We start from the raw sequence: 17,972 nt of genomic DNA on the forward strand, positions 1-17,972 counted from the left end.
AAGTAAAGATAATATAATATAAGCTAAGACATGGCAAAAAAAGTTTTTGTTGAGAAGGCAAAGAGGTTTTTGAAAAATGTTCTGCAAGAGCCTGAACTCCGGGAGTATGTAATAAGAGAGCTCTCTACGCACTTTGCGGACAAGGAAAAAACAGAGGACAACCTTGAAAAGCTATACAGAGAAGTGGTCAGGATAGGTGATGAGCTTGTAAGGCTCAGAGAAGAACAGGAAAAGGGGTGGCAGGAGCAGAGCGCCCTTTGGCAGGAGCAAAACAGACGATGGGAAGTGCAGGAAAGACGCTGGGAGGAACAGCAGAAAATAAACAGGGAGCTTATAGAGGAGATAAAGAAACTCCATAGGAAGTATGACACAGGTACAGATGCTCAGGGTGCAAGGTGGGGACTAAGGGCTGAAAGCTCCTTCAGAGAAGCCATAAAAGGCATACTGGAAGAGGATTTTCCTGTAAAGGTAGAGAGATACCTCGCCTATGATGAAGAGGGAGAAGTTTTTGGAAAACCCCACCAGATAGAGCTTGACCTTATAATAAAGAACGGGAAAACCATACTGGCAGAGATAAAGTCTTCCATGAGCAAGTCTGACGTTTTTGTGCTAAAGAGGACGGTGGACTTCTATAAGAAGAAGGAAGGTAGAGAATTAGACAGAGTTCTCGTCATATTCCCGATGGTAGATTCAAAAGCAATGGAACTTGCAGAGGAATATGGCTTTGAGGCTTATTCCTATCCAGAAGATGTGGAGGGCTTGAATGAAAAACAGTGAACTTTTTGAAAGGGCAAGGACCCTCATGCCTGGAGGTGTGAGCTCTCCCGTAAGGGCTTTCAAGGCGGTTGGTGGTGAGCCCATAATAGTCTCAAGGGCTCAGGGCTCAAGGCTGTGGGATGTGGAGGGCAAGGAATACATAGACTTTCTCATGTCCTGGGGACCCCTTATTCTGGGGCATGCGCATCCTGCAGTGGTTTCTGCCCTTCAGGAGCAGGCAAGGAAAGGTCTATCTTACGGGCTTACAAACGAGCATGAGATAACTCTTGCAAAGCTTGTGGTTTCTGCTATGCCCTCTGTGGAGATGGTGAGGTTTGTCTCCTCTGGCACTGAGGCAACCATGTCCGCCATAAGGCTGGCAAGGGGCTACACGAAAAGAAAATACGTGGTCAAGTTTGACGGATGCTACCACGGGCATGCTGACTCTTTACTGGTGAGTGCAGGCTCAGGCGTTGCCACGCTGGGCATTCCGGGCACTCCAGGAGTGCCAGAGGAGATAGCAAGTCTGACCCTCGTTATTCCTTACAACAACACGGAGGCCCTTGAGGAAGTTTTCAGGAAATATGGAGAAAATATTGCCTGCGTGATAGTGGAGCCCGTGGCGGGCAACATGGGAGTGGTTCTGCCAAAGCCCGGTTTTTTGGAGAGCATAAGGGAGATAACCAGAAGGTATGGTGCACTTGTCATATGCGATGAGGTGATAACCAACTTCAGGCTTTCAAAGGGCGGGGCTCAGGAGCTACTGGGTAGAGACCCAGATATAACCTGCATGGGAAAGATACTGGGTGGTGGTATGCCACTGGGTGCCTACGGAGGAAGAAAAGAAATCATGCAGATGATAGCACCAGAAGGACCCGTCTATCAGGCGGGAACACTTTCTGGCAACCCCCTCTCTGTGGTGGCAGGCATTGCAACCCTTACAGAGCTTTTCAGACTAAACCCTTACGAAGAGCTTGAAAGGCTCACAAATAGGTTGACATCAGGCATTTCGGAGATACTCACAGAAAAGGGCATACCCCACAGGATAAACCAGATAGCCTCCATGTTTACCCTCTTCTTCACAGAGGAGGAGGTCTACGATTACGAGACTGCCAAAAAGTCAGATAGAGAACTCTTTGGAAGGTTCTTCAGAAGCCTGCTGAAGGAGGGTGTTCTTATACCGCCCGCTCAGTTTGAGGCGTGGTTTTTGAGCACAGCCCACACAGAAGAAGATATAGACCTTGCCCTTGAAAGAATAGAAAGGGCAGTATCAGAGCTCTGAGTTATCTGAGAAGCTCTGAATAGACATAGTAGTTATACATGACCCTTTTCACATAGTCCCTGGTCTCCCGGATGGGGATGGTTTCTATAAAGAGATACTGGTCTTCATGTTGAGGCCAGCTTCTTACCCTTGTGGGTCCAGCGTTGTAGCTGGCGAGCGTTCTCACAAGGTCTCCCTTCCACTGGTCAAGCAGGTATCTCAGATAGGCGGCACCAAGGGTTATGTTGGTCTCTGGGTCGTAGATGTTTCTTATGCGTATGCCTTCCCTTCTTGCCACATACTGGGCAGTGCTGTCTATGAGTTGCATGAGCCCCCTGGCGTTTGCCACGGATACTGCATAAGGGTCAAACAAGCTTTCCTGCCTCATTACCGCGTATATGAGAGCACTTTCTATGGAGTATTTTTCAGAGGCTTTTTCTACCTTACCTCTGAAAGGTCTGGGAAAGGCTACCGCATTGTAAACAAAACTACCATAGCCATACTTTCTCACGGCAAGTCTGACAGCAAGATGCGGGTCAAGACGCGATATGGCAATCACATCAGAGGAGGTTAAATCCCTCAGCCTCTTAAAAGCCTCAAGCCTTGCGTATTCTGGAAAACCTGCCTCCCATATAGCCTTTACCACTCCTGCGGTTTTCGGCAGGCTCTCGTCCTCCATCACAACCCTCAAAGCCCTGCTCGCCACCGGAAGACCCAGCATGGAGCTGGCAACTGCATGGTAAAATCCCGCCCCATTGGAGGCCTTTACAAGATACTCACTCGCATCCTCCCTTCTGAGAAGTATGGCACACTTGTATGCCCAGAAGTTGCCCGTAGATGCCTCATCTCTGGTCTGTGAGTATTTCACAGAGGCTAAAAAGTGCTCAAAGGCTTTTGCGTAATCTCCCAGAGCATAGTAGGATAAGCCCAGGTTAAAATCCCTTCTGTAGGAGGGTTCCATGCGCAGGAAAAAGTTTATAGCTTCCTGAAAATTTCCCCTTTGCACGTTCAGCCTTCCAAGCCTGAAAAGGATATCAGAGACCAGATTTCTGTCTACAATGGAAGAAAGAAGTTCCTCCGTCTTCTCCCTCTGCTCCAGCTCGTAATACATAACTGCAAGCTCAGCCCTGGCCCTGCTGTCCCTGCACTCCTGAAAGGTCTGAAGAGCTTTTTCACTCTCCCTCAGGGCTCTGAGAGAGGTGCCCAGCATAAAACATACCTTCTGAAAATCCAGACCTTCAAGAAGTGCAACAACTTCTCTGTAATACCTTCTCCTGAAAAGTTCCTCTGACGCCGTAAGGGCTTCCTCAGGGCTAAGTTCTATATACTGGATAAACCCTCTGAAAAGCACAGGAGACTTCAGAAAGCCTGCCTTCGGGTCAAGATTAAGTTCCCTCCAGAGGTTCAGATATTCTTCTCTGTATTCCTCTTTCAGATTTCTTGGGTTTAGCTCCATGAGAAGCCTGCCTGCCTCTTCCTTTTTTCCCCTCAGCACTGCATCCTTTGCCAGGAAAAACATAAGGTCATCTCTGAAAACTGCATCCGGGTATTCTTTAAGAATTCTTTGCCCCAGGATGGGGTCTCTGTTCTCCAGGTAAGCCATAAAAAGACGATACTCCCCCGGCAGCTGAGCAAATACGAAAAGGGGAAGAAGCAGTAGCAGCAGGAACATATCAGCTAATATATGTGATTATTAGCAGAACGAGAATTCCAAGGAAGAGGTTTACCCAGATGAGGTTAGGGATGTGTGAAAGCTTTTCTTTCCTGAAGAGGAAAAGATAAATGTAGGCGAATACGAGCGTCATAAGTGCAAATATAAAGAGCTTAGCATGAAACAGTGGGTTATCAGAAAAGTCTCTCCTGTAGCCATGCCAGATACCCATGCCTGTTATAAAGAGGACAAGTATAGAAAGCCAGACTGCCGGAAAGAACCTGGAAAACACGGCACGAAGTAGCCTGAGCCTCTGTTCTTCCTGAGAAAGCTCCCTCAGAGAGGGCTTGAGAAAAAGCAGGCTGTAGACCATCCCCCCTATCCACACTGCGGCAAAGAGAATATGGAGAAACTCCAGCGACTTAATCATTCTCAGAGCCCCTTTTGAGCCTCACAACCTGCACTTTCCCCTGAGCTATGTCCTCTATGGCCTGAAAGGTCTTTTTTATGAGCTCACCCCTTGTCCTGTCTCTTACAAAAATGTCTTCACCCCTTTCCAGAAGCTGGCTTACCCTTCTGGCCGCTGCATGCACAAGCTCATACCTTGAAGACACCCTCTTAAGTGCTTCCTCTATACTGGGTCTTTTGCTCATTCTCAAACCTCCTTTAATAGAACATTATACTCCTTTTCCCTTCTGAGGGACTTCAGCCACGGGGGCATACGGGAGATTTCCTCCAGGAAGATTTCTCTTATCTCTTTTAGAGTAGGCAGAGGCTTTATCAGGCTCCCTTCTTTACATACGGGCTCCACAAGCCCACCATCCCTGTAGGGAATTACCTCATCGTAAGACATGAAACCTCCTTCATAATGCCTTACAACCTGCCTCTTGTAGGGAAAGGTCTGTTTTCCCGGGCTCAGCTTGAACTTTGGTTTTCCTTCATACTCTACAAGCTTGTAGGCTATGTCAAGGTATGGGGCATCTGCAGAGGTCAGGACTTTTGTGCCAACACCAAAAATATCCACGGGTGCACCCTGCGAGATAAGATATTGCAGATCTTCCTCATCAAGTCCACCGCTGACCAGTATCTTTATGTCCTTGAAGCCCTCAGCATCAAAAAGCTCCCTTACGCTTCTGCATAAACTCAGAAGGTCTCCGCTGTCAATTCTTACCCCAACAACTCTTATGCCTTCCTTCATCAGCCTTAAAGTCTTCCTTGCACCCTCAAGAGTATCATAAGTGTCTATAAGAAAAAGGGCCCTTTCTGGAAAGCTCCTCGCAAAAGCTCTGAAGGCTTCCTCCTCTTCTTCAAATACCATAACAAAAGAGTGGGCCATGGTGCCAAAGACTGGAATTCCGTATTTCCTGCCTGCCTCGAGGTTTGAAGTGCCGGCAAAGCCCGTCATATAGCAGGCTCTTGCTGAGTAAAGTCCAGCGTCAAGTCCGTGGGCCCTTCTCAGACCAAAATCCACAAGTGTTCTGCCTCCTGATGCCAGGTAGGACCTTGCAGCCTTGGAGGCAATTAGAGTGTTGAAGTGGATGATGTTTATAACAAGAGTTTCCAGTATCTGCACCTCTGGTAGAGACCCCTCAATCTGAACCAGAGGCTCCTTCTGAAAGACTATCTTTCCCTCCCCTATTGCATAGAGGTCTCCCCTGAACTGGTATTCCTCAAGATAATCTAAAAACCAGCTTTTAAAAATGCCAAGAGACTTTATGTATTTTAGCTCCTCATCACCAAACCTAAATTCACCAAGAGATTCAAGCAGGGGCTCAAGACCACAGGAAAGGAGAAAGTTTCTGTTCTCTGGAAGTTTTCTCACAAAAAGGCTAAAAACTGCCCTCCCTGTTTTACCAGCCTCAAGGTAAGCCTGAGCCATGGTAAGCTCATAAAGGTCTGTAAAGAGGGCCTTTGATGGCATAGTAGTATTTTATGCAAATTCCAGAAGGTTCAGAGTCTCGGGACTCAGCCTTCCCCTGTTTTCCCATGCCCAGTTCTGAAGCTCCCAGAGGGTTACCATAAGCTCATACTTTCCCACAGTCCTGTTGTAGTCTCTGACGAAGGCAACTATCCTTTTCACCTCCTCCTCCGATATATCCTGCAGAACCTTCCTGCCTATGTATCTTTCCAGCAAGAATTTCATGGAGGCATCTCTTATGTTAATCTCAAGGCTGTCTGCTTTCTCCAGAACCCTCTCAAGGGTATCCACAGGAGTCAGTTCCCTCAGAAGAAGATATAGCCTGAGCTTCAGGTAAGCTTCAACCTGCTGAGCTATGAGATTCCCCGCCTCAAAGTATTTGCCCCGTGCATGCATGAGCAGGTCTTCAAGGAGAAGTTCATAGCTCTCAGTGAAGTTTACATCTTCCTGAAGATATCCAAGGGCCCAGTGGTCAAGTAGCCATCCCAGCAGAGGCTGAGGCACTCTGTCAGCATCAAACTCTTTCAGGTCTTCTACTCCCTCAAACTCCTCTTCCGTCTCCATGTCCCTGATATAAACCTTCCATGGTTCAAAGCCTTCCACCCTGTAATAAAACTTGCCAAGAGTCCCCTCTTGAGGAATTACATCAGACAGCTCAAGGGCTGCTATGGAGGTTATAAGGTCATTGCCCTCAACCCTCTGAGGCAGGACAAGTCTCTGCCATACTCCAAGACCGTTACCGTAAGATTGCAGGTTGCTTGGAGCGGTGGAAAGCACCATGAGAAATCTTTCTTCAAGCTCTCCATCACCGACGAGGTCCATGGCTTTCTTTGCAAAGAGAAGGTTTTTAACAGCCTCTATGCCTGAAATGTCAGCAAAGAACCAGCCATCTGAAGAAAAGGCATAGCTGATGTATTTGTAGGCATAGAGATGCTTAAAAAGCTCTCTTCTCTCTTCTATGCTAAGAGGTCTTTTTGCGTTAACCTGTAGATACTCCTCCTTTGAGCCTCCAAGGAGAAGGTCTACAAAGTTAAAGAGGGCCTTTTGCGGGTCTTTTGTGTATTGTTCAAGAACCCTGAAAAGTCTTTCCTTTACAGAGGACCTGACCAGTTCAAGGGCTTCTCTCATGGGTCCTCGCCAGAGTTGGTGCCAGCCGGGCATGCCCCCTGTAGCACAGCCACAATCAGACCTCCACCTTTCCACACCGTGGGCACAGCTCCAGGAAGTAAACTCCCATATCTCTGTCTCGCCCTCAGGACGCATATTCATGGACACACTCTCTAGGGTCTTCATGCCCGGGTGGTTCTCCAGAAGGTAGGCAAGCCCCATCTCACCGAACTTTTTGTGATGGCCAAAGGTCTCGCCGTCCACCGCGATAAGGGTGATGCCTTTTCTTGCCTTTGTTCTGTTTATAACTTCTTCCATGTTGTTTATCAGGTCGCCAAAGGCTATACCATGAGAGAGCTCCCCGTCGTAGACAAATATGTCTATGTGCCCCTCCGGAAGGCTATGCCTGAGATAGCTACCCCTCGCCTTTACCTGATGGGGTGCGAGTATCACATAGCCAATGCCATGCCTCACCAGGAGGGATAGGGTCCTTCTATCCACTGCAAGCTCTGGAAGCCAGAAGCCCCTGGGCTTCCTTCCAAATATCCTCTCAAAGGCCCTTATACCCCAGACTATCTGAACTTCTCTGTCCTCTTCTGGGTCAAGGGGAAGTATGGTGTGGTTAAAGCCAGTGGCTATGGCGTTTTCCCCCACACTTCTCAGTCTATCAACAAACCACGGCTTTTCTCTCAGGAGCCAGGAGAGAAGGCTGAAGGTGAAGTTAAAACTCACGTGCTGGTAGTTGTTGACTATTTTCAGTATCTTGCCATCCCTTCTGTAGTGGGCGTAGAGGTTGGGAAGATAGGATTCTCTGAATATTCTCTCATTCCAGTTTTCAAAAGGATGAGCGGTAGGCTCTACAGGAATAAGACCGAGATAGGGGTTTTCTCTTGGCGGTTGATGAAAGTGACAGTGAACACACAGAAGACTCATAACTCCACAAAGGCACCCATCTTTTCAAACTTCCCTATTCTGTCCTGGAGGAGCTCTTCCCGCTCCATGTTCAGAAGCTCGGTAAGACATCTTTTGAGAAAGCGCTTGAGAATCCTTGCACTCCTTCTGTGGTCCCAGTGTGCTGCACCAAGAGGCTCTGGCACTATGGCGTCAATGACTCCCAGCTTCAGAAGGTCCTGAGCTGTAAGCTTGAGGGCCCTTGATGCCTCCTTTACCTTGCTCTGGTCCTTCCAGAGGATTGCCGCACAGCCCTCTGGGGATATTACTGAGTATACGGCATTTTCCAGCATAAGTATCCTGTTGGCAACCCCGAGGGCAAGTGCACCACCAGATCCGCCCTCCCCTATTATTACCGCAATGGTTGGAACTTTTAACTGACCAAAGGTATAGAGGCTCTGGGCTATGGCCTCCGACTGTCCCCTCTCCTCTGCACCAATACCCGGATAGGCTCCCGGCGTATCTATTAGGGTTATAACAGGCATCCGGTATCTCTCAGCCAGCCTTGCTACCCTTATGGCCTTCCTGTATCCCTCAGGATGAGGCATGCCAAAGTTTCTCTCCATCTTCTCCTTGGTTGTCCTTCCCTTCTCTTGTCCTATCACTGCCACAGGAAGACTGTCAAGGTAGCCAAAGCCCGCCACCACAGCCTTGTCATCCCCAAAGCATCTGTCTCCATGAAGCTCTGTAAAGTTTCCAAACAAAAGGTTTATGTAATCCATGGCATGCGGCCTCTGAGGATGTCTTGCTAGGAGAACCCTCTCCCATGGGTCAAGTTTTGAATACACTTCCTTACTTTTCTTCAGAAACTCCCTCTGGAGTTTTCTTAGTTCTCTCTCCTTTTCTCTGTCTCCAAGGTTATAGAGCCTTCTGAGCTGGTCTATCTTCTGATGAATCTCCTGAAGGTCCCTTTCAAAGTCTAAAAACATCGGGAAGATTATACCATGGTAGGCGCGGGCGGATTTGAACCGCCGACCTCTGGCGTGTCGGGCCAGCGCTCTGCCAGCTGAGCTACGCGCCTTATGATTTATAATTATAGCATGCTCTTCGTTCTTTCTGCACCCTCTGGGACTGGTAAAACTACAGTAGCAGAAAGGCTTCTAAAAACCTGTCCAGGAGTAAGAAGGATAGTAACCGCAACTACAAGGCAAAAAAGAGAAGGAGAGAGGCACGGTGTTGATTACATTTTCATGGACAGGCGAGAGTTTGAAGAAAGGATAAAGGAGGGTTACTTTCTTGAATACGCAGATGTATACGGTAACTACTACGGCACGCCCAGGGACCAGGTTCTCAAAAACGAAGAGGAAGGGGGAGACTCTCTACTCGTTATAGATGTGCAGGGTGCAAACAGTGTAAAAAAAGCCTATCCCCAGAGCATACTCCTCTTTCTTATGCCTCCAAGCCTTGAAGAACTTAGAAGAAGGCTCCTGAGCAGGGGCTATGGCAGGGAGAATCTGGAGCAGAGGCTCAGGAAAGCCGAAGAAGAGATAGCCTGTGCCAGGCATTTTGATTACATAGTGGTAAACGAATTCATAGACAAGACTGTGGAGGCTTTGCATACCATAATAATTGCCCAGAGGTATAGAAAGGAAAGTTTTCTAAAAAGTCCGGGGCTTGGCGATGAGAATATCATACTGGCGCTTCAGAAAAAGCCCTGCTCTATTTTTGAAATATGACTTGCTTTGTTCATGTTATAATACTTTCTTATGAAAGAACTCCACCATCCTCACAGTGACGATGCTTTTAAGGTGCTGAAAGAGTCAAGAGTGGTGGCAGTGATAGGCATTTCTCCAGACCCGGAAAGGCCCTCTTACTATGTGACCGAAAGGGTCATATCAAAGGGTATTCATAAAGTCTACCTTGTGAACCCCAAGTATGCAGGGCAGGAAATACTGGGTGTTAAGGTCCTTTCTTCCCTTTCTGATGTGCCAGAGACTGTGGATATTGTCAACGTTTTCAGAAACCCGGCACACATAGAGCCCATCCTTCAGGAGGCCCTTCAGGTGGGGGCAAGGTGTGTGTGGCTTCAGCCTGGCTGTGAAAACCCTGAGGTTATAGAAAAGTATAAGGATAAAATAAACATAGTCTGGAACGCCTGTATAGGCGTTGAGGCAGGTTATCTTTAAAGGTTAGTAAATTCCAACGTGTTGATTCCTTTCAATAAGTCAGCCCTCATGATTTTCTCAGACCTTGCTTAGAAAAGCAATTTAGACAAAAGTTTGTCTTTAAGCTTATGATACACTAACATCAACTTGTAAAACTTAGAAGCCTTTATTGCATGAAGCTCTGTTATTTGCTCTTCATACTTTAGTTTCTCCTCTTCACACTGTTTCCAGAGTTCAAACTTCTCTTTATGAAGTCTTGCTATTTCCGTATCTCTCTTGCTCAATTCATCTTCTAGATACCTTGCATAACCTATGATGTGGTATATGTGTTTAACTTTGCTGTATTTGTAGAATTCTTGACCTCTCGCAAAGATATCTCCCATCACATATTGAACAATCTCTGATAGATCCCAATTATCCTCGAGCAATATAAAGCTTTCATAATATTTTGCATTCTGCCCGAAAATAAACCCATTAAATTTTCTTACAGCAAGGTTAAAAAATTCAGCATTACTGATTAGAGCAGAGCATTCACTGTATATGTGCAGGGCTTGAACAATCGTATCAACATAACTTGATATATCTATATTAAAATTTCCGGGAATATAGCTATACACAGAATAAAAAGCGAACTTTTTGGGATAAAGCTTAATATGTAAGTTTGTGCATACTTCACCTATGGCTCTGTTGTCTTGATGAAAGTCAAACACAGCAGGGCACAAAATTAGGTCTATACCTTTTTGCAATAGGAAATCTGTCAGCTCTTGCTCTAAGCTTTCTTTGTATTCTTTCAACCTGTTGCTGGGATACTTCCAGAATTCTGCATGATTATATCCGAGCATTTCCTTAACCATGGTCACTTTATCTATCCAAGCTTCTGAAGTGTGCTTTCCTCCATAGTCTGATAAAAACAAAACACTAACATCTTTACCACATTCCACCAAGAAGCGTATACTACCACCACACCCTAAAAGTTCATCACCGGGGCGTGGAGCAATTACCAGCACATTTCTTATCCTTTCTATATCCCATTCCTTTTGTTTAATAAGCTCAGCCATTTTCTTTTCCAGATCTCCTTGTTAAAGAATTTATTAGCTATATACCTTCCATACCTCCTTATATGTTTTCTAAAGTTTATGTCTTCTACCAGTTTGATTATCTCCATAAACCTATCTACCGTATCCAGAGTGTTTTTTTGATTTGGTTCACCAAGACTTAGATGAGGTAATAATTTTGATAAACCGTTGAAGATACCAGTTTCGTAAGCAATAACTGGCCTACCGCATGCAAGTGCCTCCACAGAAGTGAACCCAAAGCCCTCGTACCTGGAGGGAAAAAACACGAAGTCAACTTTGTTGTATATGTAAGGCATATCTTCATGAGGTATACTTTTATACGTTTGGATTTCTTCTATCTCAGCATATTCTCTTAATCCACCTGTGGATAAACACTGTACCCATTCTATATAGGTTTGCGTTCTCTTGTACACTTCAATAAATATATCATAGCCCTTGGTGGCATCAGTTCTACCAACATATAATCCTTTAAGCTTTTTGCTTTTGCTAAATTCGTTTTCTAAATTCAAAGGCTTAAAGACATTTGTATCAACAAAGTTTCTTATAGTGATTATTCTTCCCGTCCTAAAATGTCTACGTAGGCTTGAAGTAACACTTGAACTAACAGACACCACTTTCTTACCTGAATATGTGAAATCTTCCATTAAACCAAGCCTATAATAAAAGTCAAGATAATCACACTTATTTAGAAAATTCCGGCATACATTTGCAATATCACGATATACACCATGACAGATATTTAAAATTTTATTAATGTCCATCTCAATAAAGGCCCCATATATAGAATTACTTATTATAAAATCATACTTGTCTGCTTTTTCTTTGATTATACGAGCATGATTATAATAATCTTCAAGTTTATAGGGCGTGAGCCCATGTTTTTCAAAGAAATCCACATCCACATGCCAGCCTTCTTCCTTCAATACGCCATACAAATTTAAGACATAAGTTTCTATACCCCCGCTCCATTGAAACGGGTTGGGGCCTGTTACTATAAGAACACTACCCATTTGGAATCCTTAGCAGCACATAAGCTTGTTGATATTATACATTAACATATAGAATGGTAGTATAATTATCTTTCAAATGACATATTCGACAAGGTTTTTAAGTTTGGAGGCGCCATTCTATGAAGGAAGGTAAAAATATAATTCTTGTGCATAAAGTTTTCCCCATTAACCTTGAAGGTGTGTCGGGTGGGGCTGAAACCGTCATGCTCGAAATGGCGCAGGCCCTTAAAAATAGAGGCTGGAATGTTTATTTTTTTGGACATTTTCTCAATTTAAACGCTTATTTTGAGGGTATAAATTTTATAAATTTTGGAGAAGACTTTCAACTTGCTGAAGTTTTCAAAAATTACAAAAATATTGAATTTGAAGCCTGTATTTCCGTTCACGCATTTCCAATAAAGGTTTTACTGAGCTTCAACAATATCAGAAGATTCTTTCTGTATCCTCATGATATGAGTTTTATAGAGCACAGAGTTAGCCCAGAATTTATCAATAAGCACGTGGACGGTGTCATATGTTTATCAGAATATCAGAAGAATGCTTATGCTGAATGGGGTATAGTGCAAGATAAACTAATAAAGATTCCATACGGTATAGATACAGAATTTTACAAGCCAACACCTCACGTCAAGAGAAATCATAAAAAAATAATGTTTGCAGGAGCTACAATAAGGTCTAAGGGCATATATGTGTTGATAGATGCATTTAAGAAACTCAAAAAGGATATGGAAGATGTCGAGTTGCATATATATGGAGACTCAAGCCTTTGGGGACTTGAAGAAAACGTTGATAGTAGAATTAACATTCCAGGATTATTCTTTCACGGCAAAGTCGGCAAATCTGAACTGATAAAAGCATACAGTGAATCTGCTTTGTGTATAGTACCTACAATACCAGAACTATACAAGGAATCTCTGCCTAGGTCTGCCATTGAGGCTCAGGCGTGTGGCTGTCCTGTAGTAGGGTCAGAAAGTGGAGGTTTACCAGAAACCTTTTTGCACACAAAAACAGGATTTCTTGTCAAACCAATTAATGTAGATAACCTTTATAAAGTTATAAAGACTGCTATAGGCGATGAAGAAAGATTGAAAAAGATGTCAGAAAATGCCATGAAATTTGTAAGAGAAAATTTTTCAATGGATAAACAAATCAAACAGCTTGAAGAATACATCTTATCAATAAAACCTGAACTAAATAAAATAGATAGAATAAGCTATAATAATTTAAACATTCTTTTCTATGTAGAAGTTCCTCTCATGCCTTCAAAAACTTCTTCATGTAGAAGAAACTACGAAATACTTAAAACTCTGCTTGATTTAGGAGCTAGAGTGACATACTCTCATGGTTTTTTCGTAAAAGGTTCAGAAAAAGAAATAAAAGAACTCTTGCATATTTACAAAAATTTCAACATAAGGAGTCCGTTATACGAAAATTTTTCCATGATTGGTTTTCACGATATTCTATGGATAACAGAGGTATGGGACTACAGGAGACTTCGCAAGGCTGTTGGTTTGGCAAGAAGGGCTAAACTCGTATACAACATGCCTGTAGTGTACGATGCTATGGACAGCCTATACAAGCATTATGATAGAGCCAAACTTGCGGGGGAAATTCTAAAGGAGAAAGAGCTTGAATCCATAAAAATACTAGAACAAGAAATGTATAAACTCGCTGACATAGTTATTGTTGTCTCTGAAGAGGAAAAAAACTACATAGTTGAAAATTTTGATATATCTCCTGAAAAAATTGTCATAGTAAGAAATATTCATGATCCAGCCGAATATTCTCATAATTATGGTAAGACTGTATGTTTTGTAGGCGGATTGATGAACTTCAATAACCTCTTGGCTATTAAGTTTTTTCTCAATAATATATACCATCATGTTCTGAAAAAAGACTCTGATATAGAGTTTTATGTAATTGGTGATAGAACAGAAATGTTAAAGCTTGAAGAACTGGTAGAAGATAAGAGCTTATTAGAACTTTATAGAAATAAAGTTCATTTCATAGGCTGGATAGAGGATGTGGGTAAAGAATTGAAAAGGCATGCCCTTACAGTTGCCCCAATGGTTTCCGGCTCTGGTATAAAGGGTAAAATACTGAACAGTCTTGAATATGGTGTGCCTGTTGTAACAACACCTCTGGGTGCCGAAGGTCTTCCAGAGATCACAAAATCTGGCATAGTTATAGCGGAAGGTCCAGAAGAGTTTGCTAAAAAAGTAGTAGAAATAGTAAAAAACGATGAGTTAAGATGGTCACTGTCTAGAAAAGCCACAGCATACGTAAAAGAATGGTTCTCTAAAGATAGAGCCAGAGAAACTCTTGAACGTATTTTGCCGATGATTCAAAAAGCTATAAGGGTAAACTTTGCCTTGGCAAGACCTTACAGATATAAACTTGTGGATGACTACAATCTAATCCTGCCAGAAAATTACACACGCGTGGATGACCTTATGGAGGTAATTGGTATGACTCTAGACCAACATAGGTATGAATATCCTGACATAATTCGCTTCAGTTATCTAGATATTTATAATACAGAACCTTGGTTGAAACCAGATGCTATAAATGAGGGATCTTGGTTTAGCATATGCGCATGCATGCCTGCTCTTGTAAGGAAGGGCGTGGAGCTTACCATGCTTGAGGGGGGCAGATTAACTTATGTATATTCGGACTTACCAATTTGTTATATGGAGCATTCTGCAAGAGATGTAAGAAATAAAATTATAGAATTTGGCCTTAAATATAAAATGTTGTTTAAAAAACATCCTTTGGTTGAAAAAATGGCAAAAAAAATATATGAATATTTAAGAAAACAATGAAATATTAAAGCATATTCAGAATACCACCATATTATCTATATGCATTACTTCTTCCTTGCTGGTCTTTAAAATCTTTTTTACTTCCTCTCCTTTTTTTCTGATGATTCTCAACACCTCCTCGAAGCTGAAGTTTACCCTTCCCTTTCCTACGAGAAAGCCTCTCTCGTCGTAGAGAACCACCACATCTCCCCTCTGAAAGGCACCTTCTACTTTCCTTATGCCGGCAGGAAGAAGGCTTTTTCCCTGCTTTATGGCTCTGTATGCCCCTTCATCTATGTATATGGCACCTTTTGGTTCTTCAAGCATGGCGAGGGCTTTTTTACCCTCTTTAAGAGGTTTTGGAGATGGCCTGAAATAGGTGCCAGCAGTCCTTCCTTCCATAATCTGAAGGAGGCTGTCATTCTTGCCAGTTATCACCACCGGAATACCAAGCCTGATGGCTATGCGTGAGGCAGTTATCTTGCTCAGCATACCGCCAGTGCCAAACTGGGAGTTTACACCCTTTACAAGATGGAGAACACCATCCACATCCTCCACCAGAGGCACAACCCTGCCCTCTTCATCCAAGAGCCCACCTGCAGTGGAAAAGACCACTATAAGGTCGGCCTTCATCATGTAAGCGGTGTGAACTGCAAGAAAGTCGTTATCTCCAAAAAGAAGCTCAGATATGGCTACCGTGTCGTTTTCGTTTATTATGGGCACTATACCAAGAGAAAGCATACTGCTGAGGGCGTTTTTTGCGTTCTGAAACTTTTCTCTATCCTTGAAAATATCTGCAGTGAGAAGAGCCTGACCTACTGTCAGTCCATAGTTGGAAAAGACCATATCGTAAAGGTGCATAAGGTATGCCTGGCCAACGCCCGCCACTGCCTGCTTTATGCTGAGTTCTCCCGGCCTTTCGCCCAGGCCGAGCTTTTTTACTCCACAGAGAACTGCCCCAGATGAGACTATTAGAGCCCTGTGATTTTTTTCTCTCAGTTTCTTTACCTCCCCTGCAAGCCTTGAGAGAAAGCTCAGGTCTATGTCCCCCTCCTCTGTCTGTATGAGGTTTGAACCAATCTTCACCACAAGAAGCATGGGGATTATATTTTAAAACATGCTGATAATAGCCGGCCCGTGCGTCATAGAGGAAGAGAAGGTGGTCATGCAGACCGCAGAGCATATTAAAAGGCTCTCAGAAGAGTTTACAGACTTTGACTTTGTCTTCAAGTCCTCCTTTGACAAGGCCAACAGAAGCTCTCACAGGTCCTTCAGAGGTCCGGGACTTGAGGAGGGTCTTAGGGTCCTTCAGAAAGTGAAGGAAGAGTTTGAGCTCAGGATTACAACCGATGTGCATGAGACTTGGCAGGTCCAGCCTGCCTCTGAGGTGGTGGATATGCTGCAGATTCCTGCCTTTCTCTGCAGGCAGACGGACCTTCTTTTAGAGGCGGGAAAGAGCGGAAAGCCAGTAAACGTGAAAAAGGGGCAGTTTCTCGCACCCTGGGATGCAAAGAACATAGTGGAAAAACTACGCTTTGCAGGGGCTGTGGATTACTACATAACGGAGAGAGGGGCGAGTTTTGGATACAACAACCTGGTGGTAGACTTCAGAAGCCTTGTAATAATGAGGGAGTTTACAAAGGTGATATTTGATGCCACACACAGCGTTCAGCTTCCGGGTGGAGCTGGAGACAGGTCTGCAGGTCAGAGGGAGTTTGTGCTTCCGCTTGTCCGTGCTGCTGTGGCGGTGGGAGTGGATGGCCTTTTTATGGAAACCCACCCGGACCCCGACAGGGCTCTCTCTGACGGACCCAACATGGTCCCTCTCTCCCGGCTTGGAGAAATCCTTGAAACAGTTCAGCGCATCCTCAGTGCAGTTCCCTCCACCTCAAGAGGGTAAGCGTTGCTGAAACAGGCATCGCAGAAATCCTGAGGACTGTCCACCACAGACCTCAGGCTCTCAAGGGAAAGATACTTCAGTGAATCCGCACCTATGAACTTTCTTATGTCCTCAAGGCTCATCCTGTTGGCTATGAGCTCATCCCTTGTAGGGGTATCTATACCGTAATAGCAGGGTCCAACAACAGGCGGTGATGCTATGCGCATATGAACCTCCTTCGCACCTGCACGCCTGAGCATACTAACTATTTTCTTTGATGTAGTTCCCCGGACAAGGGAATCGTCAATGACCACCACTCTCTTTCCTTCAAGAACAGCCCTGTTTGGGTTGAGCTTCATGAGCACCCTTATGTCTCTGAGCTCCTGTGTGGGTTCTATAAAGCTCCTTCCCACGTAGTGGTTTCTTATAAGACCAAGCTCAAGGGGAAGACCTTTCGCCTGAGCGTATCCTATGGCAGGGACAACCCCGGAGTCAGGAACGGGAACCACCACATCTGCCTGCACCTCATCCTCGTAGGCGAGGAGCTCCCCCATCCTTTTGCGTGCACTGTAAACCCATGTATCAAAGACAAAGCTCTCTGGCTTTGAAAAGTAAACAAGTTCAAATATACACATGGCCCTTTTCTCAGACCTGAAAGGGAAGTAGCTTCTTATACCCTGTCCATCCACCACAAGCACCTCACCGGGCTTTACCTCTCTCCATAGCTCACCTCCCAGTATGTCAAAGGCACAGCTCTCAGAGGCAAAGAGAATAGTATCCTTTAGCCTTCCCATGAGTAGAGGTCTGAAGCCCATAGGGTCTCTGGCGGCTACAATCCTGTCCCTGAAGAGATAGAGAAGGCTGTAGGCACCCCTTGCCCTTGACAGGGCGTAGAAAACCCTTGGGATGATTTGCCGGTCATGAGGATGGAGCTCCACCTCTTCTGGTGTAAGCTCACCCTCCTCTAAAAGGGCAAGGAAAAGTTCTGTATCTGAGGTGTGAAAAAAATTTACGCCTTTGCCCTCAAGCTCCGCCCTGAGGGGCAGGTAGTTGACCAGATTTCCGTTGTGAACCACCGCCACACTGCCAAGGGATGTTTCTCTGAGAATAGGCTGGGAATTTATACCCCCAGAGTCTCCGGCGGTGGAATACCTCACATGGGCTATGGCAAGAAAGCCAGACATATGCTGGAGGTCCTCCCTTCTTATGGCTTCAAGAACAAGCCCGGGTTTCTTTACCAGTCTTATGTGTTCGTAGTCCGATACGGCTATGCCTACACTTTCCTGTCCCCTGTGCTGAAGGGCATATATGCCATAAAAGGCATATCTCTCTGCGTGCTCCGCATTGAAAACTCCAAAGATTCCGCACATGAGAATAATATAACGCAAGTTGCAAGTTATAGCATCCCTGCACTCCAGAGCCTATGGAGATTGTAAGAAATTACCGCCATGTAGATT

General features: G+C 44.7%; 16 protein-coding genes and 1 tRNA gene. 6 read left to right on the plus strand and 11 right to left on the minus strand.

Annotated features, from left to right (window positions below):
* Nucleotides 1-30 precede the first annotated feature (30 nt).
* The gene (locus tag WHS43_06035) at nt 31-777 is read left to right on the plus strand and encodes a DUF3782 domain-containing protein (GenBank protein MEJ5339197.1); all 747 of its coding nucleotides are present in this window, start codon (nt 31-33) and stop codon (nt 775-777) included.
* Nucleotides 764-2,038, plus strand: coding sequence for a glutamate-1-semialdehyde 2,1-aminomutase (hemL, locus tag WHS43_06040; protein MEJ5339198.1), 1,275 nt, complete (start codon nt 764-766; stop codon nt 2,036-2,038). Before WHS43_06035 ends, hemL begins: the two co-directional genes overlap by 14 nt.
* A gap of 1 nt (nt 2,039) precedes the next feature.
* Here hemL and WHS43_06045 read toward each other — a convergent pair whose 3' ends face one another.
* The 7 genes from WHS43_06045 to WHS43_06075 form a co-directional block, all read right to left on the minus strand.
* On the minus strand, nt 2,040-3,620 hold the full coding sequence (locus WHS43_06045) for a lytic transglycosylase domain-containing protein (protein ID MEJ5339199.1): 1,581 nt from the start codon (nt 3,618-3,620) through the stop codon (nt 2,040-2,042).
* 70 nt (nt 3,621-3,690) lie between these two features.
* Nucleotides 3,691-4,098, minus strand: coding sequence for a hypothetical protein (locus WHS43_06050; GenBank protein ID MEJ5339200.1), 408 nt, complete (start codon nt 4,096-4,098; stop codon nt 3,691-3,693).
* Nucleotides 4,091-4,321: a DNA-directed RNA polymerase subunit omega gene (gene rpoZ / locus WHS43_06055; protein ID MEJ5339201.1), complete on the minus strand. Its 231-nt coding sequence runs from the start codon at nt 4,319-4,321 to the stop codon at nt 4,091-4,093. Before rpoZ ends, WHS43_06050 begins: the two co-directional genes overlap by 8 nt.
* A 2-nt stretch (nt 4,322-4,323) precedes the next feature.
* Nucleotides 4,324-5,589: a nicotinate phosphoribosyltransferase gene (locus tag WHS43_06060; protein ID MEJ5339202.1), complete on the minus strand. Its 1,266-nt coding sequence runs from the start codon at nt 5,587-5,589 to the stop codon at nt 4,324-4,326.
* A gap of 9 nt (nt 5,590-5,598) precedes the next feature.
* On the minus strand, nt 5,599-7,626 hold the full coding sequence (locus WHS43_06065; GenBank protein ID MEJ5339203.1) for a DUF3536 domain-containing protein: 2,028 nt from the start codon (nt 7,624-7,626) through the stop codon (nt 5,599-5,601).
* On the minus strand, nt 7,623-8,573 hold the full coding sequence (locus WHS43_06070) for an acetyl-CoA carboxylase carboxyltransferase subunit alpha (GenBank protein ID MEJ5339204.1): 951 nt from the start codon (nt 8,571-8,573) through the stop codon (nt 7,623-7,625). Before WHS43_06070 ends, WHS43_06065 begins: the two co-directional genes overlap by 4 nt.
* Before the next feature lie 16 nt (nt 8,574-8,589).
* Nucleotides 8,590-8,665 (minus strand) — tRNA-Val (locus tag WHS43_06075).
* A 19-nt stretch (nt 8,666-8,684) separates the two neighbouring features.
* On the opposite strand from WHS43_06075, the gene gmk reads away from it, so the two are divergent.
* Both gmk and WHS43_06085 read left to right on the plus strand, forming a co-directional pair.
* Nucleotides 8,685-9,320, plus strand: coding sequence for a guanylate kinase (gene gmk / locus WHS43_06080; GenBank protein MEJ5339205.1), 636 nt, complete (start codon nt 8,685-8,687; stop codon nt 9,318-9,320).
* A 30-nt stretch (nt 9,321-9,350) separates the two neighbouring features.
* Nucleotides 9,351-9,770, plus strand: coding sequence for a CoA-binding protein (locus tag WHS43_06085; protein MEJ5339206.1), 420 nt, complete (start codon nt 9,351-9,353; stop codon nt 9,768-9,770).
* A gap of 68 nt (nt 9,771-9,838) precedes the next feature.
* Here the strand turns inward: WHS43_06085 and WHS43_06090 are convergent, their stop codons facing one another.
* The gene (locus WHS43_06090; GenBank protein ID MEJ5339207.1) at nt 9,839-10,807 is read right to left on the minus strand and encodes a PIG-L family deacetylase; all 969 of its coding nucleotides are present in this window, start codon (nt 10,805-10,807) and stop codon (nt 9,839-9,841) included.
* Nucleotides 10,771-11,835, minus strand: coding sequence for a glycosyltransferase family 4 protein (locus WHS43_06095; GenBank protein MEJ5339208.1), 1,065 nt, complete (start codon nt 11,833-11,835; stop codon nt 10,771-10,773). The genes WHS43_06090 and WHS43_06095 overlap by 37 nt, the downstream gene beginning before the upstream one ends.
* A gap of 119 nt (nt 11,836-11,954) precedes the next feature.
* Here WHS43_06095 and WHS43_06100 point away from each other — a divergent pair, with 119 nt between their 5' ends.
* On the plus strand, nt 11,955-14,657 hold the full coding sequence (locus tag WHS43_06100) for a glycosyltransferase family 4 protein (protein ID MEJ5339209.1): 2,703 nt from the start codon (nt 11,955-11,957) through the stop codon (nt 14,655-14,657).
* 15 nt (nt 14,658-14,672) lie between these two features.
* Here WHS43_06100 and proB read toward each other — a convergent pair whose 3' ends face one another.
* Entirely contained in the window at nt 14,673-15,734 is a 1,062-nt protein-coding gene (proB, locus tag WHS43_06105) for a glutamate 5-kinase (GenBank protein ID MEJ5339210.1), read from the minus strand.
* A gap of 19 nt (nt 15,735-15,753) precedes the next feature.
* Here proB and kdsA point away from each other — a divergent pair, with 19 nt between their 5' ends.
* The gene (kdsA, locus tag WHS43_06110) at nt 15,754-16,536 is read left to right on the plus strand and encodes a 3-deoxy-8-phosphooctulonate synthase (GenBank protein ID MEJ5339211.1); all 783 of its coding nucleotides are present in this window, start codon (nt 15,754-15,756) and stop codon (nt 16,534-16,536) included.
* Here kdsA and purF read toward each other — a convergent pair.
* On the minus strand, nt 16,494-17,885 hold the full coding sequence (gene purF / locus WHS43_06115; protein MEJ5339212.1) for an amidophosphoribosyltransferase: 1,392 nt from the start codon (nt 17,883-17,885) through the stop codon (nt 16,494-16,496). The two genes, kdsA and purF, sit on opposite strands and share 43 nt — an antisense overlap.
* Nucleotides 17,886-17,972: the final 87 nt, after the last annotated feature.

The sequence above is a fragment of the Aquificaceae bacterium genome, assembly GCA_037481935.1.
Taxonomy (GTDB): Bacteria; Aquificota; Aquificia; order Aquificales; family Aquificaceae; genus Pampinifervens.